21 protein-coding genes are annotated in these 21,566 nt (G+C 73.5%); 12 read left to right on the top strand and 9 right to left on the bottom strand.

Annotated elements, in window-relative coordinates; all coding sequences use genetic code 11:
• Window positions 1-326: 326 nt before the first annotated feature.
• On the top strand, window positions 327-3,434 hold the full coding sequence (locus ACLBXO_RS01700) for an Rne/Rng family ribonuclease (RefSeq protein WP_447684283.1): 3,108 nt from the start codon (window positions 327-329) through the stop codon (window positions 3,432-3,434).
• Window positions 3,435-3,604: 170 nt separating this feature from the next.
• Entirely contained in the window at window positions 3,605-4,849 is a 1,245-nt protein-coding gene (locus ACLBXO_RS01695; protein WP_331313254.1) for a methyl-accepting chemotaxis protein, read from the top strand.
• Window positions 4,850-4,906: 57 nt separating this feature from the next.
• Here ACLBXO_RS01695 and ACLBXO_RS01690 read toward each other — a convergent pair whose 3' ends face one another.
• The 3 genes from ACLBXO_RS01690 to ACLBXO_RS01680 form a co-directional block, all read right to left on the bottom strand.
• Window positions 4,907-5,212 carry a DUF2934 domain-containing protein gene (locus ACLBXO_RS01690; protein ID WP_447684282.1) on the bottom strand — a complete coding sequence of 102 codons (306 nt, stop codon included), beginning with the start codon at window positions 5,210-5,212 and terminating at the stop codon, window positions 4,907-4,909.
• A gap of 52 nt (window positions 5,213-5,264) precedes the next feature.
• Window positions 5,265-5,435: a DUF3606 domain-containing protein gene (locus tag ACLBXO_RS01685; RefSeq protein ID WP_447684281.1), complete on the bottom strand. Its 171-nt coding sequence runs from the start codon at window positions 5,433-5,435 to the stop codon at window positions 5,265-5,267.
• A 122-nt stretch (window positions 5,436-5,557) separates the two neighbouring features.
• Window positions 5,558-6,562 (bottom strand): 2-keto-3-deoxygluconate permease, encoded by a 1,005-nt coding sequence (locus tag ACLBXO_RS01680; protein WP_447684280.1) that lies wholly within the window; start codon window positions 6,560-6,562, stop codon window positions 5,558-5,560.
• Window positions 6,563-6,964: 402 nt separating this feature from the next.
• On the opposite strand from ACLBXO_RS01680, the gene ACLBXO_RS01675 reads away from it, so the two are divergent.
• Window positions 6,965-8,068, top strand: a complete 1,104-nt coding sequence (locus ACLBXO_RS01675; RefSeq protein ID WP_447684279.1) for a four-carbon acid sugar kinase family protein — start codon at window positions 6,965-6,967, stop codon at window positions 8,066-8,068.
• Complete coding sequence (gene pdxA, locus ACLBXO_RS01670) at window positions 8,065-9,090, top strand: 4-hydroxythreonine-4-phosphate dehydrogenase PdxA (protein WP_331313250.1); 1,026 nt, start codon at window positions 8,065-8,067, stop codon at window positions 9,088-9,090. Before ACLBXO_RS01675 ends, pdxA begins: the two co-directional genes overlap by 4 nt.
• Before the next feature lie 156 nt (window positions 9,091-9,246).
• On the opposite strand, the gene yidD is transcribed toward pdxA, so the two are convergent.
• The gene (yidD, locus tag ACLBXO_RS01665) at window positions 9,247-9,579 is read right to left on the bottom strand and encodes a membrane protein insertion efficiency factor YidD (RefSeq protein ID WP_447684278.1); all 333 of its coding nucleotides are present in this window, start codon (window positions 9,577-9,579) and stop codon (window positions 9,247-9,249) included.
• Between the two features lie 4 nt (window positions 9,580-9,583).
• The gene (locus ACLBXO_RS01660; RefSeq protein ID WP_447684405.1) at window positions 9,584-10,027 is read right to left on the bottom strand and encodes an iron-sulfur cluster assembly scaffold protein; all 444 of its coding nucleotides are present in this window, start codon (window positions 10,025-10,027) and stop codon (window positions 9,584-9,586) included.
• Between the two features lie 240 nt (window positions 10,028-10,267).
• On the opposite strand from ACLBXO_RS01660, the gene folE reads away from it, so the two are divergent.
• The 4 genes from folE (at window position 10,268) to ACLBXO_RS01640 (ending at window position 14,173) form a co-directional block, all read left to right on the top strand.
• Entirely contained in the window at window positions 10,268-11,086 is an 819-nt protein-coding gene (gene folE / locus ACLBXO_RS01655) for a GTP cyclohydrolase I FolE (RefSeq protein WP_331313248.1), read from the top strand.
• Window positions 11,087-11,106: 20 nt separating this feature from the next.
• Window positions 11,107-11,529, top strand: coding sequence for a phosphoribosyl-AMP cyclohydrolase (gene hisI, locus ACLBXO_RS01650; RefSeq protein WP_020091162.1), 423 nt, complete (start codon window positions 11,107-11,109; stop codon window positions 11,527-11,529).
• Entirely contained in the window at window positions 11,526-12,512 is a 987-nt protein-coding gene (locus tag ACLBXO_RS01645) for a patatin-like phospholipase family protein (protein WP_331313247.1), read from the top strand. Before hisI ends, ACLBXO_RS01645 begins: the two co-directional genes overlap by 4 nt.
• An 89-nt stretch (window positions 12,513-12,601) precedes the next feature.
• Complete coding sequence (locus ACLBXO_RS01640) at window positions 12,602-14,173, top strand: alkaline phosphatase D family protein (protein ID WP_447684277.1); 1,572 nt, start codon at window positions 12,602-12,604, stop codon at window positions 14,171-14,173.
• A gap of 226 nt (window positions 14,174-14,399) precedes the next feature.
• On the opposite strand, the gene ACLBXO_RS01635 is transcribed toward ACLBXO_RS01640, so the two are convergent.
• Both ACLBXO_RS01635 and ACLBXO_RS01630 read right to left on the bottom strand, forming a co-directional pair.
• Window positions 14,400-14,831, bottom strand: a complete 432-nt coding sequence (locus ACLBXO_RS01635) for a CBS domain-containing protein (RefSeq protein WP_331313245.1) — start codon at window positions 14,829-14,831, stop codon at window positions 14,400-14,402.
• A 150-nt stretch (window positions 14,832-14,981) separates the two neighbouring features.
• On the bottom strand, window positions 14,982-15,803 hold the full coding sequence (locus ACLBXO_RS01630; RefSeq protein WP_447684276.1) for a rhomboid family intramembrane serine protease: 822 nt from the start codon (window positions 15,801-15,803) through the stop codon (window positions 14,982-14,984).
• A 346-nt stretch (window positions 15,804-16,149) separates the two neighbouring features.
• On the opposite strand from ACLBXO_RS01630, the gene ACLBXO_RS01625 reads away from it, so the two are divergent.
• Window positions 16,150-16,749, top strand: a complete 600-nt coding sequence (locus tag ACLBXO_RS01625; RefSeq protein ID WP_331313244.1) for a PAS domain-containing protein — start codon at window positions 16,150-16,152, stop codon at window positions 16,747-16,749.
• 230 nt (window positions 16,750-16,979) lie between these two features.
• On the top strand, window positions 16,980-17,621 hold the full coding sequence (locus ACLBXO_RS01620) for a PilZ domain-containing protein (protein WP_331313243.1): 642 nt from the start codon (window positions 16,980-16,982) through the stop codon (window positions 17,619-17,621).
• Between the two features lie 27 nt (window positions 17,622-17,648).
• Here the strand turns inward: ACLBXO_RS01620 and ACLBXO_RS01615 are convergent, their stop codons facing one another.
• Both ACLBXO_RS01615 and ACLBXO_RS01610 read right to left on the bottom strand, forming a co-directional pair.
• A complete protein-coding gene (locus ACLBXO_RS01615) occupies window positions 17,649-18,230 on the bottom strand; it encodes an SCO family protein (RefSeq protein ID WP_331313242.1) in 582 nt (193 codons plus the stop codon).
• 105 nt (window positions 18,231-18,335) lie between these two features.
• Entirely contained in the window at window positions 18,336-18,839 is a 504-nt protein-coding gene (locus ACLBXO_RS01610; protein WP_331313241.1) for a PRC-barrel domain-containing protein, read from the bottom strand.
• Between the two features lie 180 nt (window positions 18,840-19,019).
• Here ACLBXO_RS01610 and ACLBXO_RS01605 point away from each other — a divergent pair, with 180 nt between their 5' ends.
• Window positions 19,020-19,490 (top strand): tRNA (cytidine(34)-2'-O)-methyltransferase, encoded by a 471-nt coding sequence (locus tag ACLBXO_RS01605; RefSeq protein WP_331313240.1) that lies wholly within the window; start codon window positions 19,020-19,022, stop codon window positions 19,488-19,490.
• A 192-nt stretch (window positions 19,491-19,682) separates the two neighbouring features.
• A complete protein-coding gene (locus tag ACLBXO_RS01600) occupies window positions 19,683-21,110 on the top strand; it encodes a protein adenylyltransferase SelO (protein WP_447684275.1) in 1,428 nt (475 codons plus the stop codon).
• The last annotated feature ends 456 nt before the right edge of the window (window positions 21,111-21,566 follow it).

Raw genomic sequence — 21,566 nt, 5'->3', positions numbered from 1 at the left:
CGCACCCAGGAATTCACGGCCGGTCCCCCGCCGGCCGAGATTGTTTCGCGAGGTCGGGACCACGATGGACGGACGCACGGCCCAGCATAGAGCTGCGCGTGCCCCGGAGGCGCAAGAGGCGCGTCGCACCGGTCCGTCCGTCCACCCGGCCTGTTTCAACCCCAGGCGCCCAGGGCGCCGAACGGCGGTTGACGGCAATTTCCCCTCGAACCCATCCGCCTCGGCGACGAGGCCGGCATCCCGCCCGACAGGTTTGACGTCGGGCGAGGCGCCGCCGGGACCACGGGCACGGAGAACGACGTCGGCCGCCATGCCGAGAGTCCGACATGGCCAACAAAATGCTGATCGACGCGATGCACCCGGAGGAGACCCGGGTCGTCACGGTCCACGGCTCTAGGGTCGAGGAGTTCGACTTCGAAGCCGCCAACCGGCGCCAGCTGCGCGGCAACATCTACCTCGCCAAGGTCACCCGGGTGGAGCCGTCGCTCCAGGCGGCGTTCGTCGAGTATGGCGGCAACCGCCACGGCTTCCTCGCCTTCAACGAGATCCATCCCGACTACTACCAGATCCCGCTGGCCGACCGTCAGGCGCTCCTCGAGGAGGAGGCCCGCGACGCCGAGGAGCACCGGGAGCGCGAGGAGCGCCGCCGCCGGTCGTCGTCGCGCCGGTCCCGCGGCCGCCGCGCCGAGGCCCGCGCCCGCGGCGCCGACGAGACCGTGAGCGCCGAGGACACGCACGCGGCGCCCGAGACCGCGGACCTGAGCGCGGACCTGGGCGAGGATCAGGCCGAGATCCGGAACGAGTCGGGGATCGACCCGGCCGTCCAGCCCGACACGCTCGCCGAGAACCCGGAGGCCGTGCAGGAGGCCCTCGCCTCCGAGGCTGCAGCCGGTGACCTTCCGGATGGCGAGCCGGCGCAGGCCGCCGAGACCGCGGCCGAGTCCGCTCCGGTCGAGGCGCAGGCGGCCCCCGCCGCGCCCGAGCCGGCCGCCGAGTCCGACGCGCCCGAGGACGCCCCGACCGAGCCCGAGGCCCGCATCGCCGTGGCGGAGGCGCTGACCGTGTCCGACGCGCCGGGCGAGACCGTCGAGAGCGAGGCCGAGGCCGCCGCTGCGCCGGGCGCCGCCGACCCGGCGGACGAGGCCTCCGAGGAGGACGACGAGGAAGCCGACGACGACGAGGATGAGGACGAGTCGGAGGACGACGAGGACGAGTCCGACGAGGATGATGATTCGGACGAGGAGTCCGACGATCCCGACGCCGAGCCCAAGATCGCCCAGGTCGGCGGCAACGGCGACGCGCTGGCCGAGATCCCCGAGCGTCCGCGCCACTACCGCCGCCAGTACAAGATCCAGGAGGTGATCAAGCGCCGCCAGATCATCCTGGTGCAGGTGGTCAAGGAGGAGCGCGGCACGAAGGGCGCGGCGCTCACCACCTACCTGTCGCTCGCCGGCCGCTACTCGGTGCTGATGCCCAACACCGGCCGCGGCGGCGGCATCTCCCGCAAGATCACCTCGGCGGCCGACCGCAAGCGCCTCAAGGAGGTCGTGCAGGATCTGGAGGTGCCCGAGGGGATGGGCGTCATCCTGCGCACCGCCGGCGCCTCGCGCTCCAAGCCCGAGATCGCCCGCGACTTCGAGTACCTGATGCGCCTGTGGGAGTCGGTCCGGGAGCTGACCCTGACCTCCATGGCGCCCGCCCTGGTCTACGAGGAGGGCTCGCTGATCAAGCGCGCCATCCGCGACCTCTACAACAAGGATCTGGACGAGGTTCTGGTCGCCGGCGAGGACGCCTACCGCGAGGCCAAGGACTTCATGCGGATGCTGATGCCCGGCCAGTCCAAGGTCGTGAAGCCCTACCGCGACTCGACGCCGATCTTCGCCCGCTTCGGCGTCGAGCAGCAGCTCGACGCGATGTTCTCCACGCACGTCTCGCTGAAGTCCGGCGGGTACCTCGTGATCAACCCGACCGAGGCCCTGGTCTCGATCGACGTGAACTCCGGCCGCGCCACCCGCGAGCACGACATCGAGGACACCGCCCTCAAGACGAACCTGGAGGCGGCCGAGGAGGTCGCCCGCCAGCTCCGGCTGCGCGATCTCGCGGGCCTGATCGTCATCGACTTCATCGACATGGAGGAGAAGCGGAACAACCGCGCCGTCGAGAAGAAGCTCAACGAGTGCCTGAAGAACGACCGCGCCCGGATCCAGGTCGGCCGGATCTCGCCCTTCGGCCTCCTGGAGATGAGCCGCCAGCGCATCCGCACCGGCGTGCTCGAATCCTCCTCGATCCCCTGCGCCCATTGCGGCGGCTCGGGCTTCGTGCGCGCCACCGCGTCGGTGGCGCTGCACATCCTGCGCTCGATCGAGGAGGTGCTGCTCAAGTCGGCGAGCCACAACCTCGTCCTGCGCACCCGCACCGAGATCGCGCTCTACATCCTCAACCAGAAGCGCGGGCACCTGCGCGAGCTCGAGGTGCGCTTCGGCGTGACCATCACGATCGCGGCCGACGAGCGGCTGGCGGCCACGACCCCGTTCCAGCTCGACCGCGGCGAGCCGGCCCAGCGGGCGGAGGGCCCGGTGACCGGCGTGCGCGCCCAGGCGATCTCGCCCGCCATGGAGTTCGACGACGAGGACGAGGAGGCCGAAGAGGCCGAGGCCGAGGCCGAGACGGACGCCGAGGGCGAGGCCGACGAGGGCCGCGCGGAGGCCCGCGAGGACGGGACGCGCGAGGAGGGTGAGGGCCGGCGTCGGCGCCGCCGCCGCCGCCGGCGCGGCGGTCGCCAGGAGGGCCGCGCCGAGGACGATCGCGGCGAGGACGATCGCGGCGACGACGATCAGGACGACCAGCAGGACGGCGCCCGTTCGGACGAGGCGCGCGGCGAGGAGGACTGGGACGGCGAGCGGCCGGTCGGGACCGAGACCCCAGCCGAGGCCGTCGCCGCGGAGGCCGGCGCGGCCGACGAGACCGTGGCGGGTTCGGACGAGGCGTCCCGGTCCGAGGACGAGGGCGGCCGTCGCCGTCGCCGCGGACGCCGGGGCGGGCGCGGGCGCAGCGAGGGCCGTTCCCGCGACGCGTCCGCGACGGACGACGGCTCGGAGGCCGCGGGCGACGTCGTCGCCCTGTCGGCGGAGGAGCCGGTGAGCGCCGAGGCGGTGGCCGAGGCGGTCGAGGCGGTGCCGGCACCGGCCGCCGACGCCGAGACCGCGGTGGATCTGCCGGTGGCGCCGGCCGAGACCGCGGCGCCGGCCGCCGACCGGGAGACCGTCGGCGCGCAGGCCGAAGCCGCGTCGCCCGAAGCCGCGTCGCCCGAGGCCGCCCCCGCCGAGCCGGCGCCCGAGCCCGTGGCCATCGTGCTGACGCCGCCGTCCGATCCGGATCGGCCGAAGCGCGCCGGCTGGTGGTCCCGCACCAAGGCGGCTCTGACCGGCGAATGAAGCATTGCGCCCCCAGATAGAGCGCTATCTGGGGGCGCAACTTCTCGCAGAAGACCTTTTGCACCGCACCGGTGCCCCGAAACGCTAGTCGAGAGACTAGTCTATCCTTCACCATTGGTTGAAGGTTCTGTGTGACCATGCGCCCCGATTAGAGTGTCGGAGAGGCCCGCATGTTCAGTTTGCGCCGGCAGCGTCAGGTCCCTGACGCGCTAGCAACCCCGGTGATGGCGACCGCACCGGTCGAGACGACCGTTGCCGCGCCGGTCGAGACGGCACCGCCACCCATCACGGAACCGGCCGTCGATCGGGAATGGCTGGCCCTCCTGGCGCGCCTGTCCGCCTCCGCGTCCGACGCCGGCACCTCGATCGGCTGGATGACCCACGACGCCTCCGGCACCGCCGAGCAGGCCCGACTCATCGCGGCCGCCAGCGAGGAACTCGCCGCGACCACGGGTGAGATCGCCGCCCGCTCCTCGTCGGCGGCCGAGATGGCCGAGACGGCCCGGGCCGGCATCGCCACCTGCGTGGGCGACCTGCACCGGGCCACCGACGGCATGCGCGGGATCGAGGAGGGCACCGAGGAGATCGGGAGCCGGCTCGACAGCTTCTCGACCGCCGCGCTGCGGATCGAGGAGATGGCCGGCACAATCGCGGCGATCTCCGCCCAGACCAACCTGCTGGCCCTCAACGCCACGATCGAGGCCGCCCGGGCCGGCGAGGCCGGGCGCGGCTTCGCGGTGGTCGCCGCCGAGGTGAAGACGCTGTCGGCGCAGACCGCGAAGGCGACGGACGAGATCCGGGCGCGGGTCAGCGGCCTGCGCGAGGAGATGGCCGCGATGCAGGCGGCCGTGTCGCGCAGCCGCAACGCCGTCGAGGCCGGCGCGGCCGCGATGGTGCGGGCCAATGCCCGCGTCGAGGCCGAGAGCGGCGCGGTCGCGAGCGTCGCCGCGCAGATGCGCGAGGCCTCGGAGATCCTCGGCCAGCAGATGCAGGCCACCGGCGACATCGCCCAGAACGTCGGCCGGATCGCGGAAGGGACCGACAAGGCCCGCCGGGAGATCGGTGACGCCCTCGCGCAGCTCGGACGGATCGAGGATCTCGGCCGCACGCTGCTCGACCGGCAGACCGGAACCACTGCGGACCAGCGGGTGATCCGCCTGTCGGCGGACTGCGCCGCGTGGCGCCGCGCCATCGCGGCGACCCTGGTCGGCATGCGCTCGACCGACACGCCGCCGGAGGGGATCCCCGCCGACGCGACCCGGCCGGCGGCCATCGAGAAGCCCCTGGCGCAGGCCCGGGAGCAGGCGGCCGCCCTGGTCCGCCACGTGCGCAGCCAGACCTGGGACTCGGCGACCACGGCGTTCGTCGCCTTCGAGGCGGCGGTGAAGGAAGCCCGCGCGGCGATCGAGGCCTGAGGGCCGGCCCCGGATCCGCCGCGACCCGGGGCCGTCTCAGGAGGCGATCGGACGTCCTCAGCCCGCCGGCGGCTCGGCTCTCGGGGCCGCCGGCGCCCCGTCGGCCTTCAGGCGATCCCGCTCCTTGCGCAGTTCCCGCTCGGCCAGCAGCCAGAACTCGATCTCGAAGCCCTCGGGCCGGTGGTTGCGCTCCCAGAGTTCGTAGGCCCGCTCGCGGATCTGCTCGAACGTGATGGCGTCAGGCGATCGTGCCGAAGGCGGCAGTGCCGCTCCGTCGGCCCCGGATGCGGGATCCGACGCGGGTCCCGGGGCGGAGCCGGACGCGGACCCTGGCGCGGATCCGGGCGCCTGTGTCCCCGCCATCGGGTGATCCGGAGGCGGATGGAAATCGGGGGGCACTTCCATGGCGCCCGCCTCAGGAGGCCGGCTTGTCGAGATAGGCCGCGACGCTGGTGATCCGGCTCCCGACCATGGTCACGGCCTTGCGCAGACGCTCCTCGCTGACGCCGAAACGGTGCGCCCACTCCTCGCGGGTGGCGCGATCGTAGATGTCGATATGCGTCTTGCCTCTGGATTCGGTCGACATGCTGTGCCCGCTCCGGTTCGCCGTCAGGCGCGGCCCTGCCGCGCTCCCTGGAAGGACAACCGGACTCGGAGGCTTCGGTTGCCGCCGGCCGCGCGTCCCGCGCGGCCGGCCGGCGACGCGCCTCAGGGCGCGCTCGGCGCGGGCCTGGGCAGCGGCGCCGGATCCGCTTCGGCCGCGTCCGGTCGGACCCGCGCCGCCACGAAGGCGGTCAGCAGCGGCACGAGCAGCGCCGTGACTACCACGCTCGCCGCCACCAGCACGGTGGCGGGCCCGGCGGCCTCCCTGTAGGCCGGGTTGGCGGCCGCGATGATCGCCGGCACGGCGGCGGCGTTGCCGGCCGTCGAGGCGGCGGCGACTCCCGCCACGCCGTTGCCCCCGGTGAGCCGGTCGGCGACGAACAGGACCGCCCCGGTGATCGCCACGACCGCCGCGCCGAGGCCGATGCCGAGGAGGCCCGCCTGCCAGATCTTGGCGAGGTCGAGCCCGAAGCCGAGGGCGAAGGCGAAGAACGGGATCATCACCGGCGCCGCCCCCGACAGGAAGGCGCGCATGTCGCGGTCGAGGTTGCCGAGGATCATCCCGATCAGCAGCGGCAGGATGCTGCCCACCAGCGTCGGCCACGGGAAGGCCGACAGGCCCGCCAGCCCGAGGGTCACCATGGTGAGGAACGGCCCGGATTCGAGGCTCATGATCGCGTAGGCGCCCGCATCCTTCGGGCGGCCGAACTGGCCCATCAGGGCGAGATAGAGCCCGCCGTTGGTGTCGTTCATGGCGGCGACGATCGCGAGGGTCGACAGCCCCGCGAAGGCGCCCCCGACCACCGGCGCCTCACCGAGGAGCTGGCCGACCACCACGCCCATGATCGCCGCGACACCGACCTTGGCGGCCAGCAGCACGCCGCCCTTGCGGGCGATCGCCGGGGCGGCGCGGAAATCGATGCCCGCGCCCATGCAGACGAAGAACACCGCCAGGATCGGCAGGGCGCCGTTGAACAGGGCGCCGGTGAACGAGCCGAAGAAGGTCGCGGTATCCGGGAAGAGCGTGTGGAGGATCGCGCCGAGGAACAGCGGCACCACCATCAGGCCGCCGGGCACGCGCTCCAGGGAGCGCTTGATGGGAATCTGCATGGGTCGCCCTTCCGGTGCCGCCCTGTTCCGGGTCCTGGCACCCGCCGTCCCCCCGGCCGGGCTGCTACAACCTTTCGACAAGTCCGCGCAACTCGCGGCCGGAATGGTGCAAATGTTGACAAGTGCCCGGGCGCATCGCCGACCCGGCGCAGCCCGCTCGCTCCGCGGAGGCGTCCCCGGACGGCGTCGGCGCTGTCTCCGTCCCGCTCCGGCCCGCCCGACCCGGCGACGGTCCGCCGCACGCGTGCCTGAACCGCGCTCGCCTGCCACGCGCTTGACCCTCGCACGCTTGACCGCCGCGCCGGCCGGTCTGTATGGCTCGCGACAACCTGACAACATGCACGCGAGCCGCGCTCGACCGGGCGGCGCGGCCGGCGAGGCTCCCGCCACGATGCGCCCGACATGACACGCCTGCGCCTCATCGCCGACGATCTCACCGGCACCCTCGACACGGCCGCGGGCTTCACCGGCCTGTGCGGAACGATCCCGGTCGCGTGGCCGGAGACCCTGACGGGGCGGGCTGCCGGCTGCCTGGCGATCGATGCCGGCACGCGGGAGGTCTCCACGGAGGCCGCCGGGCGGATCGTCGGCGCCCTCGCCCCCCTGCTCGACGGCGCCGACATCGCCTTCAAGAAGGTCGACAGCCTGCTGCGCGGCCCCTGGGCGGCGGAACTCGCGGCGGTGCTGCAAACCGGCTCCTGGGCGCGCTGCGTCGTGGCGCCGGCCTTCCCGTACCAGGGGCGCCGGACGGTGGGCGGGCGGCAGCTCGCCCGGCGCGGCGACGGCTTCGAGCCGGTCTCGGGCGACATCGCCGAGGCCCTGCGGGCGGTCGGGGTGCCGGCCCGCCGGGCCTCGGTGACGGACGGCCCGGTGGCGGGCGTCGCCGTCTACGACGCGGCGAGCGACGCCGACCTCGCCCGGGTGGCGGAGCTCGGCGGCGACGGCCCGGTGCTCTGGTGCGGCAGCGGCGGCCTCGCCGCCGCCCTCGCCCGGGGCGCGGCGGCGCCCGGCGACGCCCGGCTCGCCGGTCCCGTGCTCGGCCTGTTCGGCTCCGACCGGCCCGAGACCGCCGCGCAGCTCGCCGCCTGCGGCGCCCACCACCTCGTCCTGGCGGCGGACGGGCCCGACCCGGCCCGCGCGGTGGCGGCGCGCCTCGACCGCGACGGCGTCGTCCTGGCGAGCCTCGCCCTGCCCGCCGGCACCGCCCGCGCGGACGCCGCGGCGCGGATCGCCGCCGCCTTCGCGGGCGTGATCGACCGCATCCCGCGGCCCGGCACGCTGCTGGTCGCCGGCGGCGAGACCCTGAAGGCCCTCTGCCTCGCCCTCGCCGCCGCGCGCCTCGACGTCACCGGGCAGATCGCGCCCGGCCTGCCCCGCTCCACGCTCCGGGGCGGCCGCTGGGACGGCCTGCCGGTCGTGTCCAAGTCCGGCGCCTTCGGAACAGAGGGCGTCTGGCGCGATCTTCTTCACCAGAACGGCTTTCCGCGCAGCAGGAGCGACGCGTGACCCAACCTCTCGCCATCACCATGGGCGATCCGGCCGGCATCGGCCCGGAGATCATCGTCAAGGCCGCCGCCCGGCTGAGGGACCGCATCGAGGCGGGCGATCTCAGGCTCGTGATCATCGGCAGCGCCCCGGCCCTGCACCGGGCGGAAGCCGCGCTCGGCCTCCTGCCCGAGCCGATCCCCGAGGTCGCCGAGGACGGCGACTGGCCGGCGCTGTGCTGCCTGCAGGCCGACGCCGAGGGCGCGCCGATCGAGCCCGGCCGGCTCTCGGCCGACGGCGGCCGCTTCGCCTACAAGGCGATCGAGGCCGGCGTTCGCCTCGCCCTGGCCGGCCGGATCGGCGGCATCGTCACCGCGCCGCTCAACAAGGAGGCGCTCAACAGGGCCGGCTACCACTACGCCGGCCACACCGAGATGCTGGCCGAACTCACCGGCGTGCGCGGCTCGGTGATGATGCTGGCCCACGGCAACATGCGGGTCTCCCACGTCACCACCCACGTCGCCCTGGAGGACGTGCCCAAGCGCCTGACCCCGGAGCGGCTGCGCCTCGTCATCGACCTCACCGACCGGGCCCTGAAGGGGCTCGGCCTGGCGAGGCCGAAGATCGCGGTCGCCGCGCTCAACCCCCATGCCGGCGAGGGCGGCCTGTTCGGGCGCCAGGACATCGACGTCAGCGCGCCGGTGATCGAGAAGGCCAACGCCGACGGGCTCGACGTGCACGGCCCGGTGCCGGGCGACACGGTGTTCGTGAAGCTGCGGGCGGGCCAGTACGACGCGGTGGTGGCGATGTACCACGACCAGGGGCACATCCCGGTGAAGCTGCTCGGCTTCGAGATCGACCCGGCCACGGGGAAGTGGATGGACCTGTCGGGCGTGAACATCACCCTGGGCCTGCCGATCATCCGCACCTCGGTCGATCACGGCACCGCCTTCGACATCGCCGGCACCGGCGTCGCCAACGAGCGCAGCCTCATCGAGGCGATCGAGTTCGCCGAGAAGCTCGCGGCCAGCCGCGCTGCGTGAGACTCGGCGAGTGACGGGGCGGCGATCCGCGCCCCGTCCTGAGGTGCCGCGGCGGTCGCGATCGTCGCCGGAGCCAGCCTCCGTGGAACGCGAGCCCCCGTCCCGGGACGGGGGTTCGGCGGGCGTGTTTCACGTGAAACAGAACGGGAACGCGCCCTAGCGGGCGTCGACCTCCTGCGCCGCGGCCTCGCAGGCGAACGGTGACGGCGGCGCCTCGACGCCGCGCCAGCGGCCGTAGGCCCAGGGGCGGTACCACGCCGCCCCGGCGGGCAGGCGCTCCGGCACGAGGTCGATGCCGTGGGTGCCGAACGGCCCGCAGCGGCAGATCCGGGCGAAGCCCATCCAGCCGCCGGGCCAGAGCCCGTGCCGGGCGATGGCGGTGTCGGTGTACTCCGAGCAGCTCGGCCAGTGGCGGCACTGGCGCCCGATCAGGCCCGACAGCGTCAGCTGGTAGCCGCGGATCGCCCAGTGGGCGGCGCGCCGGACCATGCCGTCAGGCGGCCTGCCGCTTGGCGGCGATCTGGTCGAGGGCGTCCACCACCGCGTCGAAGGTGAGGAGCGTCGAGGCGTGGCGCGCCTTGAAATCCCGCACCGGCTCGAGCACCGCGAGGTCCGCCCAGGCCCCGTCCGGCGCCGGGCCGTTCTCCTTGAGCATGGACCGCATGGTCTCCCGGAGGCCGCGCAGCTCCTCCGCGGTGGCGCCGACCACGTGCCGGCCCATCAGCGACGAGGAGGCCTGCCCCAGCGCGCAGGCCCGGACCTCCTGGGCGAAATCCGCGACCCGGCCGTCCGCGCCCAGGACGAGGTCGACCGTCACGGTCGAGCCGCACAGGCGGGAATGGGCCGTGGCGCTCGCGTCCGGATTCTCGAGCCGGCCGAGCCGGGGGATGTCGGCGGCGAGTTCCAGGATACGGCGGTTGTAGATGTCGTCGAGCATCGGGTCCTCGGCCGGAGGCACACTGCCCATCGGGGCTCTGCCGCGTGCATCGCGCATTGCGCGTTGCGCCGCGAACGATGATATAGGCCCGATGCGGCCGCTTCGCGAGGAGGCGGGCCGTCGACCAGGGTCGCGCCCACGGCCACGGTGGTTCCCACGGCCTTTCGTCCATCCCGGGGCGCCGGCTTGAAACCTTTTCGAGCCCGGGATCTTCCCTCGAACGCCCGACGCGATCCGACGATGTACGCCAAGCCCGACAGCACCCCGATGAAGTCCCGCATCGCGCGGGCCGGAGATGCCATGGATGCCGCGCTCAAATCCTTGTCCTACCAGGGTGACGGCCAGGGTTTCGACCGGAACGGGATCGAGGGGCAAGGGCTGAACGGCATGCGCAACGACAATCGGCCCGCCGATGACGGCCGCCCCGTCGAGGTGGCGCCGGAGCCGGCCTCCGCGACCCGCGTCCCGGACGGGATCGAGACCGGCCGCCCGAGCCGCGCCGAGGCCGAGGCCGCCGTGCGGACCCTCCTGCGCTGGGCCGGCGACGACCCGACCCGCGAGGGCCTGCTCGACACCCCGGCCCGGGTCACCAAGGCCTACGAGCAGCTGTTCGGCGGCTACGGCGTCGATGCCGAGAAGCTGCTGGAGCGCGTGTTCGAGGAGGTCGAGGGCTACTCGGACATCGTGCTGGTGCGCGACATCCCGTTCCACTCCCACTGCGAGCACCACATGGTGCCGTTCATGGGCCTCGCCCACATCGCCTACTACCCGACCCGCGGCGTGGTCGGCCTGTCGAAGCTCGCCCGCGTGGTCGACACCTTCGCCCGCCGCCTGCAGACGCAGGAGACCATGACCGCCCAGATCGCCGACGTGATCGAGAGCATCCTCAAGCCCCGCGGCGTCGCCGTGATGGTCGAGGCCGAGCACCTCTGCATGGCGATGCGCGGCGTCCAGAAGGCCGGCGTCTCGACCATCACCAGCCAGTTCCGCGGCGTCTTCAAGGACAACGCCAACGAGCAGGTCCGCTTCCTGACCCTGGTGCGCGGCGGCGCCAAGTAGCCCCGGGCGACGTCTCGACCATGACCGCGCGCGACACCGCCTTCGCTCCCCCCGGCACCCGCGCCGAGATCGAGGAGGGCACGGCCCTCACGCCCCGGTTCGACCGCGACGGCCTCGTCGCCTGCATCGCGGTCGACGCGCGCGACGGGCAGGTGCTGATGCTCGCCCACATGAACGCCGAGTCGCTGGCGCGCACCCTCGAGACCGGCGAGGCCTGGTACTGGTCGCGCTCGCGCCGGGAGCTCTGGCACAAGGGCGCGACCAGCGGCCAGATCCAGCGCGTCGTCGAGATGCGGGTCGACTGCGACCAGGACGCCCTGCTGATCCGCGTCGAGGTCGGCGGCGACGGCGGCTGCTGCCACACCGGCCGGCGCGACTGCTTCTACCGCAGCGTCGTCCGGGAGGCGGACGGCCGGGTCGTCCTGAAAGCCGCCGGGCGATGAACCGCCCTCTTGCCACGCGGTGGCAAGACGAGTCCGCCGACCCGCATTTCCCGCCCGGGACCGTCGAGCCGGTCCGCCCGCCGCCGAGCCCCGGCCCGCAGGTCGGGCTCGCCCTCGGGGGCGGCTCGGCCCGGGGCTGGGCGCATATCGGGGTGATCCGCGCCCTGGAGGAGGCCGGCATCACGCCGACCGTGGTGGCCGGCTGCTCCATCGGCGCCGTGGTCGGCGCCTGCTACGCGGCCGGGCGCCTCGACCGGCTCGAGGCCTTCGCCCGGGCGCTGACCCGGCGCCGGGTCGTGGGGCTCATCGATCCCCGCCTGCCGGGCTCCGGCCTGATCGCCGGCAACCGCCTGCGCCAGCGCCTCGCCGCGGATCTCGGCGCGCGCCGGATCGAGACGCTGCCGATCCGCTTCGGCTGCGTCGCCACCGAGTACGGGACCGGCCACGAGGTCAGCCTGACCGAGGGCCCGGCGGTGGACGCGGTGCGCGCCTCCTACGCGATCCCCGGCCTGTTCCCGCCGGTGGCCCATGACGGCCGCGTGCTGATGGACGGGACGCTGGTCAACCCGGTGCCGGTGGCGCTCGCCCGGGCGCTCGGGGCCGACCTCGTCATCTGCGTGAACCTCAACGGCGACACCGGAGGCCCGGTCGCGCGCGAGGCGCCGCACCCGCCCCCGCCGCGCCGGGGCTTCCTGCAGGGGGTGCGCGGGCGCCTGCCGGGCTTCGACCGGCCCGAGCCCGAGATCGCCGTGCCGGGCATCGCCCGGGTGGTGCTGGACGCGTTCAACACCACGCAGGACCGGATCTCGCGGGCGCGGCTGGAGCGCGACCCGCCGGACGTGGCCATCGGCCCGGATCTCGCCGCCTTCGGGCTGTTCGATTTCCACCGGGCCGCGGAGGGCATCGCCCTCGGGCACCGCGCCGCCCGCGCCGCCCTGCCCCGGATCCGGGCCGTGCTGGAAGGCGCGGCCGCGCGGGCCTGAGGGGTCCGGGCGCGCGCCGTCCGGAGGGGGCCGTCATCCGGTTGTCGTGGCCGCCTGCGATGGGCGCCGGGCATGCTGGAGGACCTCCAATGTATACGAGTCGCCGTCAGATCCTGCTGTCCGGAGGCGCCGGCCTCGTCGGGCTGGCCACGGGCCTCGGACGGCCCGGCCTGAGCCGCGCCGCCGACCGGCCGCTCCTGACCCACGGCCTCCAGTCGGGCGACGTCGGCACCGACTCGGCGGTGGTCTGGGCCCGGTCTGACCGGCCCGCCCGGGCGATCGTCGAGTGGGCGACCACCGAGAGCTTCGCCGACATCCGCGGCGGCGTCTTCGCCGACGCCCTGCCGGAGACCGACGGCACCGTGAAGGTGGCGCTGACCGGGCTGCCGGCCGGCCAGGACGTGTTCTACCGGGTCCGCCTGGAGGACGTCGCCGCGCCGACCATCGTCGGGCCGGCCCAGGTCGGGCGGTTCCGGACCGCGCCGGCGGACCGGCGCTCGGTCTCGTTCTGCTGGTCGGGCGACACGGCCGGCCAGGGCTGGGGCATCGACGAGGCCCGCGGCGGCATGACGATCTACTCCGCCATCCTGAAGAACCGGCCGGACTTCTTCATCCATTCCGGCGACACGATCTACGCCGACGGGCCGATCCAGTCCGAGGTGAAGCTCCCCGACGGCAGCCTGTGGCGCAACCGGGTGACCGAGGAAGTCGCCAAGCCCGCCGAGACGCTCGCGGAGTTCCGCGGCCGGCACAAGTACAACCTCACCGACCGGAACGTGCTGGCGATGAACGCCGCCGTGCCGATCTTGGCCCAGTGGGACGACCACGAGGTCACCAACAACTGGTGGCCGGGTGAGCCCCTCACCCGGACCGAGCACCTGAAGAAGAAATACGCCGACCCGAACGTCCTGGCGCTGCAGCTGCGGGCCGCGAAGGCCTTCCACGAGTACATGCCGATGCGCTTCGAGCCGTCGGAGCCCGGCCGGGTCTACCGCAAGATCGGCTACGGCCCGCTGGTCGACGTGTTCATGCTCGACATGCGCTCCTACCGGGGGCCGAACGGCGAGAACCGGCAGACGGCGTACGGGCCCGAATCCTACTTCCTCGGGCCGCGGCAGATCGCGTGGCTGAAGCGGGCGCTGCTCGAGTCCCGCGCGACCTGGAAGGTGATCGCCGCCGACATGCCGCTCGGCCTCGTGGTGACCTACGACGTGGACCGCAACTTCGGCTCGGAGGCGGTGGCGCAGGGCGACGGGCCGCCGCTCGGTCGCGAGCTGGAGATCGCCGACCTCCTGCGCTTCATCAAGAGCGCCGGGATCCGCAACACGGTCTGGCTCACGGCCGACGTGCACTACACGGCCGCCCACTACTACGACCCCAACAAGGCGCAGTTCCAGGATTTCGACCCGTTCTGGGAGTTCGTCTCCGGGCCGCTCCACGCCGGCACCTTCGGGCCGAACGCGCTGGACAACACGTTCGGGCCGCAGCTGCGCTACGTGAAGGCGCCCGACAAGGGGCAGGTGAACCTGTCGCCGGCCGCCGGCTACCAGTTCTTCGGCCACGTGGCGGTGGACGGCGCCACCGAGCAGATGACGGTGACCCTCAAGGACGCGGCCGACACCGACCTCTGGCACGTCACGCTCGATCCCGTGAAGGCGTGAGGCAGGCGCAGAGAGGAACGCGGGATCCGGGCTCCCCCGACCCTGAAGAGGCGATGATGTTCACAGGTCTCCCGCGGAGACCGACGCTGATGAGGGAGCGCGACGGGCCCCTCTCCCGCACGGGAGAGGGGCCCCGCGCCCGATCCTGAAACCATCCTGCCAAGGCGGATGTGTGGATCGGCGAGCAGCCCGAAGCGAGGGACGGAAACGCGCCGTTCCGGCGCCCCTACGCCATCGTGATGTAGTCGCGCAGGGCCTGGTGCTCGGCCTCGACGGTGGCGATCTTGCGCGCCACCACGTCGCCGATCGAGACCAGGCCGATCAGCCGGCCGTCCTCGCAGACCGGCACGTGGCGGAAGCGCCCGTCGGTCATCAGGGTCATGACCTCCTCGATCGTGGTGGTCCGGCCGCAGGTCGTGACCGCGGTGGTCATGTGGGCCGAGACCGGCGCGTCGAAGGCCGAGCCCCCGTGCCGGGCGAGCGCCCGCATGATGTCCCGCTCGGAGATGATGCCCGCCACCGTCCCGTCGGCCCGGGCGACCACGAGGGCGCCGATCCGCCTGTCGGCGAGGATCTGGATCACCTCATCGAGGGTCTTGTCGGGGCCCACGGTGACGACGGAGCTGCCCTTCTCGGCGAGGATGCGTGCGACGGTCATGGCTCTCTCCCTATGTGACGCGTCCGGTGCGCCGTCAGCCCGCGGCGCCCTGATGGCGTTCTCGGCCGGGTTGGCCCGACTCCTTCACATTGTGGCGAGTGTGTGACCGATCCGGCCGGATGGCAAGGTGCCGGGCGCCGAAGGTGGGCTTCAGTGCCGCCGCGGCTCCCGGGGATCCACCAGGGGGAACAGGAAGAAGCCCGCGATGAAGCCGCCGAGATGGGCGTCCCAGGCGATGGCGGCGTTCTCGCCGACGAGCGGCACGCTCACGAGGCCGAAGAGCAGGTTGGTCAGGAGCCAGATCACCAGGAACGACACCGCGGTGCGGTTGCGCAGCAGTTCCGGGATCGTCTCGGCGGGCCGGGGCGGCGGTACCTGCCAGGCCGGCGCGCCGTAGCCGGAGACCGGCGGCTGGAACACGAACCGCGCCGCGGCGGCCATCAGGGCCGAGATGCCCGCCGAGGCGCCGACCAGCGGCCCGGCGCTCAGCGGGTCGATCAGGATGTGGAGAAGTCCGCCGGCCGCCGTGCCGGCCAGCGCGAGCGCGCACCAGCGCAGGGCACCGCAGCGGCGCGCCACCGGGGCGCCGAAGGCCGCGAGCCAGACGCTGTTGAAGATCACGTGCATCCACGAGCCGTGCAGCAGCCCGTAGGTGACGAGCGTCCAGGGCTGGAGCGCGTGCTCGCCCACGATGTAGCGGGCGAAGGCCTCGCGGGCCGCCTCCAGGCCCGGATCGCCCGTGTCCGCGGCGGCGCGGATCACCTCGGAGGCCCGGCCGGGATCGAACCAGAGGGTCCAGCGCGCCGGCACCAGCGCGAGGTCGAGGACGAGGCGGATGTCCCAGGTGTCCGGCAGCAGGAACTCGCGGACCGCCTGGATCGCCAGGAGCAGCCCGATCGACGCGGTGACGATGCCCGGCATGTTGAACACGGGCACGCGGCTCTGCCGCGGGAATTCGGGGGAGGCGTCCATCGCCGCACCATGTCGGGGCGGGACGCGATCGGGCAAGCCCCGGCGACGTATTGAAGCTCGCAAAGACCGGTCGGATCGCGGTCCGTTTCACGCACCGCCCCGTCTTCACCCCGGATCCGTCCCGGATGGCCGCGGCGCGCCCGGCGGGGTGCGACGATTGTGTCGCCGGCTCCGACGCGCTACCCCCCGCCCCGCGCGCCGTCGGTGGCCCGGCGGCGCGCGGGTGCGGGGGCGGCACGGCCCGTGCGCCCGGACGCGGTGAACGCCCGGATCGGCCGGTCACACCCCCGCCGATGTGCCAGAATGATCCGGGGATGAACCACAGGCGTTGAGAATCGGGACACCGATGAAGCATCCCACCAGTCGCATGCTCCACGCCTACTGGGAGCGCCTGCGCGGAGAACGGGCCGCGCCGGAACGCGCCGAGATCGAGCCCGGCGAGATCCGGCACCTTCTCGCCGACAGCCTGATCCTGGAACTCGACATGCCGAGCCGCTCCGCGAGCATCCGGCTCGCGGGGACCCGGGTCTGCGCCCTGTACGGCCGCGAGCTGAAGGGCGAGCCCTTCGCCCGGCTGTGGGGCTCCCGGGCGACCGATCCGTGGCGGATCGTCGAGATCGTCGCCAGCGACACGCTGGGCGTCGTGGCGGGCCTGCGCGGCACCAACGCGGCCGGCGAGGCGGCGGATCTCGAACTCCTGCTCCTGCCCCTGCGCCACCGCGGCCGGACGCAGGTCCGCGCCCTGGGCACCCTCAGCCTCGACGGCGCGCCGCACTGGCTCGGCCTGCGCCCGCTCGTGCAGGCCGAGACCACCTCCCTGCGCATCCTGCCGAGCCGCCGGAGCGAGCCGGCGCCGCCCGCCCGCACCGCCGTGCGCACGAGCGCGGGCTACCCCGGACCGGTGCGCCACGGTCACCTCCTCGTCCATGCCGGCGGGCGCGCCTGAGGACCGTATTCGTCCAAGATTACGTCCGCTCCGGGACGGACCGTTCGGTCGAATCAGCCGGTGCGGCCCGGGAAATCTTCGGCGCACAAGTCGATCGCGCGCGCCGCCGCGGCGCTCGATAGTCGATGTTTCTACAAGGCCGATAGACCGCGAAGCAGGAAAAAAGGGTTTCGTAACAGTCCGAGCCTAGTCTGCACCGGCCATTCTCCCGGCGCAGGACCAATCTCGGAATGATCGCGGTCGAGGCCACCGCTGGAACTGATCTGCGCGGCCTCGCCGCCGAGCCGGCGCGCGGCGCTGCCGACCAGCGCCGCCACCAGCGCGTGCGGGTCGCGGTGCTGGGCCGCTACATGCTGGCCGACCGCCGGGAATATCCCTGTCAGACCGTGGACATGTCGCCGGGCGGCGTGCGGCTGACCTGCGCGGTCAAGGGCGAGGTCGGCGAGCGCGTGGTGCTCTACCTGGAGCATATCGGCCGGATCGAGGGCGTCGTGGCCCGCACCTGCCCGGACGGGTTCGCGGTCCAGCTCAACGCCACGTCGCGCAAGCGCGACAAGCTCGCCTCCCAGCTCACTTGGCTGGCGAACCGGGAGATGCTGGGCCTGCCGGAGGGGCGCTCGCACGAGCGCCTCGTGCCGACCAACACGGCGGTGGTCCTGCGCGTCGAGGGCGGCCGCGAGATCCGGGCGCGCCTCATCGACATCTCGATGTCGGGCGTGGCGATCTCCTGCCCGGTGCCGCTGCCCCTCGGCGCCGCCGTCACGGTCGGCAGCACGCCGGGCCGGCTGGTCCGCTACTTCGAGGGCGGCTTCGGCGTGCAGTTCCTGCTGCCGCTCTCCCCCGACCGCTTCCATGCCGGGATGACGCTCTGACGCCCGTCCGGCCGGACCGGCCCGCGGTCAGATCTTCTTGGCGAGCTGCGCGGCGACCTCGTCGGCCGGCCGGGTCAGGTCCAGGGCGCCGAGGAAGCGGTTCTGCGCGTCCATGACGTAGACGAGCGCGGTGTGCTCCATCGTGTAGTCGCCGTCCTTGGCCGGTACCTTGCGGGCGTAGGCCCGGTACGCCTTCTCGGTGGCGGTGACCTGCTCGGGGGTGCCGGTGAGGCCGGTGATGCGCGGGTCGAAGCTCGACAGGTAGGTCTTGAGGCTCGCCGGATCGTCCCGCTCGGGATCCACCGTCACGAAGGCGACCCGCATGGCCTTGCCCTTCGGGCCCAGGGCGGCGAGCACGTCGGAGATCTGCTGCAGCGTGGTCGGGCAGACGTCCGGGCAGTGGGTGAAGCCGAAGAACACGAGGTGCGTCGCGCCGGCGAAGTCGCGCTCGGTGACCGTGCGCCCGTCCTGGTTCACCAGCGTGAACGGGCCGCCGACGCTCGGCACGCCCACCGGCGCCCGGTCGGGCAGGAACGCGAACACCGCCGCCCCGGTGAGGCCGATGAGGCCGAGGCAGAAGGCGAGCAGCGGGACGAGGGCGCGGCGCATGGGACGGGTTCCGACCTCCGGGGGAGGCCGGCACAGCACAGATCGGCGCGCGGAGGCAAGCCGGCGCGGTGCCGCCGGCGGCCCGGCGCCGCGCCGGCGCGACCGCTACGGCTTGGAGGCCGGCTCCCCCGCGGGGCTCGCCGGGGCGGCGCCCTTCGGCGGCTCCTTGCCGAGATAGACGTATTCCGGCGCCGCCCGGAGCTGGTCCTTGGTCGTGTCGATCCGCGCCTGGAGGGTCTTGCCGTCGGTGCGGTCGAGCTTGAGCACGGACGGGTCGACCGCCACGTATTTCGAGCCGATGCCCAGGAAGCCGCCGACCCCGATGATCCAGGCCTTCACGGCGCCCTTCTGATCGAGGACGAAATCGGCGATCTGCCCGATGGTCTCGTTGGCGCCGTTGACGACGCTGGAACCGATCAGCTTGCTGGCGACCATGTCGTCGGGCGTCTGGGCCACGAAGGTCGGGCGCAGGTTGTCGGCCATGGTGGCGGGTGCGGCCGGCACCGGGGTCACGGCCGCGCCGCCGTCCGATCTGGCGCCGTCGGTCTGCGCCGAGGCGGTGGCGAGGCCGGCCAGCAGGAGGGCCGAGGCGAGGAGCGGGGAGCGCATCGGAGCAGGTCTTTCAGAGGGGGGCCGCACAGGGGGGTGGCGCCGCCTCAAGGTTCTGGCGGGGCTTAAGTTCCGCGCGGCCTCGGCGGCGATCGGGGCCGGCCGGGCGCTTTGCCGGCTGCGCGTCGGCGCCGGGAGCCTTTGACGGCGGGGCCTTGCGCCCCGCACAAGGCCGGCACCATGCTCCGCCTCGCCCTCTACCAGCCCGACATTCCCCAGAACACCGGCACGATGCTGCGCATGGCCGCGTGCCTCGGGCTGGCGGTGGAGATCGTCGAGCCCGCGGGGTTCGACGTCTCGGACCGCCACCTGCGCCGCTCGGGCCTCGACTACCTCGACCACGTGGCGATCACCCGGCACCGCTCCTTCGCGGCCTTCGCGGCGTGGCGGGCCGAGGCCGGGATCCGGCTCGTCCTCGCCACCACGGCGGGCGCCGTGCCCTACACGGACTTCGCCTTCCACCCGGACGATTGCCTGATGGTCGGGCGCGAATCCGCCGGCGTGCCGGAGGCGGTGCACGCGGTGGCCGACGCGCGGATCGTGGTGCCGATCCGGCCGGGCCTGCGCTCGCTCAACGTCGCGGTCGCGGCCGCGATGATCGCCGGCGAGGCCCTGCGGCAGGTGTCCGGGACGGCCCGACCACGCATCTAGGACGTGAGGCCTCTCGGGTCGGCCACCGTCTCTGAGAGCGGAGCGAAGCAATCCAGGCGGCGCCGCGCTCGGCCGATGTCCCGCCGCACTGGGTTGCTTCGCCGCGCTCGCAAGGACGGGATCGGCAACGGATCGCGTCCGGCTCGCTTGGTACACCGGGACTCACCCCCACCCCGCGAGACGCGCCGCCGCATGGACGACACCGCCTTCACGCCCTCCCGGCGCCACGCCGATCTCGGACCCGCCTTCTTCGATCCGGTGACGCCGGCGCGGTTCCCGCGTACGATCCTGCGCTACCGCAACCGGGCCTGGGCGGAGCGGGTCGGCCTGGACGGCCTGTCCGAGCCCGCGTGGATCGCCCATTTCGGCCGGTTCGAGCCCCTTCCGGGCAGCTTCGAGAGGCCGCTGGCCCTGCGCTACCACGGCCATCAGTTCCGCTCCTACAATCCGGAGCTCGGCGACGGGCGCGGCTTCCTGTTCGCGCAGCTGCACGACCGCCTGGACGGGCGCCTGCTCGACCTCGGCACCAAGGGCAGCGGCACGACGCCCTGGTCGCGCGGCGCCGACGGGCGGCTGACCCTCAAGGGCGGCGTGCGCGAGGTGCTGGCCACCGCGCTCCTGGAGGCGCAGGGCGTCTACACCTCGAAGAGCTTCAGCCTGATCGAGACCGGCGAGGAGCTCGTGCGCGGCGACGAGCCCTCGCCGGCGCGCGCCTCGGTGCTGGTGCGCCTGTCCCACGGCCATATCCGCATCGGCAGCTTCCAGCGCTTCCTGGCGCTCGGCGAGCCCGACAACATCGCCCGGCTCCTCGACCACACGATCGCGACCCACCGGCCGGAACTCTGGCGCGACGGCGTGGAGGACCGCGCCGTCGCCTTCCTGGAGGACGTGGTCGCCCGGGTCGCCCGGATGGGGGCGCAGTGGGCGGCGGCCGGCTTCGTCCACGGGGTGCTCAACAGCGACAACATCAACGTCACCGGCGAGAGCTTCGATTACGGGCCCTGGCGCTTCCTGCCGCATTTCGACCCGGACTTCACGGCCGCCTACTTCGACGAGAGCGGGCTCTACAGCTTCGGCCGCCAGCCGGAGGCGCTGTTCTGGAACCTCGCCCGGCTCGCCGACTGCCTGCTGGTGCTGGCGCCCCAGGCACGCCTCGAATCCGCCCTCTCGGGCTTCGGCCCGGCCCTGCAGGAGGCGTTCGCCGAGGCCCTGTTCCGCCGGCTCGGCCTCGAAGCCGCGCCGCGACCGGAGACCGACCGGCTGGTCTCGGCTGTCTGGCGGTTCCTGGCCGAGACGCGGGCGCCCTTCGAGCGGTTCTTCTTCGACTGGTACGGCGGCCTCGCCAGCGCCGGGCGGGCGGAGGCCGGGCCGGCCGCCGCGCAGTACCGGTCCGAGGCCTTCGCGCCGGTGCGGGCCGCGCTGGAGCCGCTCGCGCCCGCCCCGGGGGCGCGGCTCGACCACCCCTACTTCGCGGAGGCGCCCTGCACGCTCCTGATCGACGAGGTGGAGGCGTTGTGGGCGCCGATCGCCGCGGCGGATGACTGGTCCCTGTTCGAGTCCAAGCTCGCGGGGATCGCGCCGATGGCGGAGGCCTGCGGGACGGCGCCCGCCTCGGCCTGAGCGGCCTCCTCCTCGGCGAGCCGCCGGCGCTCCTCGGCGTAGCCGCCCGCGATCGCGAGATCGACCAGCCGCCGGGTCAGCCGGAAGGCCAGCCAGAACAGGGCGAGGCAGAGCAGGGTCGCTGCGGCGGCCTTGAGCGGATCCAAGGGGCTCCTCCGGTGATGCCTCCCGATGCGTGAGGCCTGATAGAGCCGCAGGCGGCCCGGGCGCAATTGGACTTGGTGCCGAGACAGCCATCCGGTCCCCGCTCCAAGACGGGGGATTGCGGCTCTCCCCAACGCGCGCGCCCGGAGGACGGGCGACCGGCGTGCCGGGACCGTCCCGGGCCGGCCTCGGATGTCCGCCAGCGCGGCGCTCCGTTCCGCGGATCTCGCGGATCCGGGCTCCGTGGGCTCCACGAACTCTCGAGCCGACCGACTGGTCACGGTGAGACAGCGACATGATCGCTTCCGCACG

This window comes from Methylobacterium sp. C33D (assembly GCF_053345825.1).
The sequence above is the reverse complement of the archived record's forward strand: the minus strand, read 5'-3'. Positions and strand labels throughout refer to the sequence as shown.

Coding starts and splice junctions, on each gene's coding strand:
- ACLBXO_RS01700 (WP_447684283.1), top strand. CDS start 327: ATGGCCAACAAAATGCTGATCGACGCGATGCACCCGGAGGAGACCCGG.
- ACLBXO_RS01695 (WP_331313254.1), top strand. CDS start 3,605: ATGTTCAGTTTGCGCCGGCAGCGTCAGGTCCCTGACGCGCTAGCAACC.
- ACLBXO_RS01690 (WP_447684282.1), bottom strand. CDS start 5,212: ATGGCGGGGACACAGGCGCCCGGATCCGCGCCAGGGTCCGCGTCCGGC.
- ACLBXO_RS01685 (WP_447684281.1), bottom strand. CDS start 5,435: ATGTCGACCGAATCCAGAGGCAAGACGCATATCGACATCTACGATCGC.
- ACLBXO_RS01680 (WP_447684280.1), bottom strand. CDS start 6,562: ATGCAGATTCCCATCAAGCGCTCCCTGGAGCGCGTGCCCGGCGGCCTG.
- ACLBXO_RS01675 (WP_447684279.1), top strand. CDS start 6,965: ATGACACGCCTGCGCCTCATCGCCGACGATCTCACCGGCACCCTCGAC.
- yidD (WP_447684278.1), bottom strand. CDS start 9,579: ATGGTCCGGCGCGCCGCCCACTGGGCGATCCGCGGCTACCAGCTGACG.
- ACLBXO_RS01660 (WP_447684405.1), bottom strand. CDS start 10,027: ATGCTCGACGACATCTACAACCGCCGTATCCTGGAACTCGCCGCCGAC.
- folE (WP_331313248.1), top strand. CDS start 10,268: ATGTACGCCAAGCCCGACAGCACCCCGATGAAGTCCCGCATCGCGCGG.
- hisI (WP_020091162.1), top strand. CDS start 11,107: ATGACCGCGCGCGACACCGCCTTCGCTCCCCCCGGCACCCGCGCCGAG.
- ACLBXO_RS01645 (WP_331313247.1), top strand. CDS start 11,526: ATGAACCGCCCTCTTGCCACGCGGTGGCAAGACGAGTCCGCCGACCCG.
- ACLBXO_RS01640 (WP_447684277.1), top strand. CDS start 12,602: ATGTATACGAGTCGCCGTCAGATCCTGCTGTCCGGAGGCGCCGGCCTC.
- ACLBXO_RS01635 (WP_331313245.1), bottom strand. CDS start 14,831: ATGACCGTCGCACGCATCCTCGCCGAGAAGGGCAGCTCCGTCGTCACC.
- ACLBXO_RS01630 (WP_447684276.1), bottom strand. CDS start 15,803: ATGGACGCCTCCCCCGAATTCCCGCGGCAGAGCCGCGTGCCCGTGTTC.
- ACLBXO_RS01625 (WP_331313244.1), top strand. CDS start 16,150: ATGAAGCATCCCACCAGTCGCATGCTCCACGCCTACTGGGAGCGCCTG.
- ACLBXO_RS01620 (WP_331313243.1), top strand. CDS start 16,980: ATGATCGCGGTCGAGGCCACCGCTGGAACTGATCTGCGCGGCCTCGCC.
- ACLBXO_RS01615 (WP_331313242.1), bottom strand. CDS start 18,230: ATGCGCCGCGCCCTCGTCCCGCTGCTCGCCTTCTGCCTCGGCCTCATC.
- ACLBXO_RS01610 (WP_331313241.1), bottom strand. CDS start 18,839: ATGCGCTCCCCGCTCCTCGCCTCGGCCCTCCTGCTGGCCGGCCTCGCC.
- ACLBXO_RS01605 (WP_331313240.1), top strand. CDS start 19,020: ATGCTCCGCCTCGCCCTCTACCAGCCCGACATTCCCCAGAACACCGGC.
- ACLBXO_RS01600 (WP_447684275.1), top strand. CDS start 19,683: ATGGACGACACCGCCTTCACGCCCTCCCGGCGCCACGCCGATCTCGGA.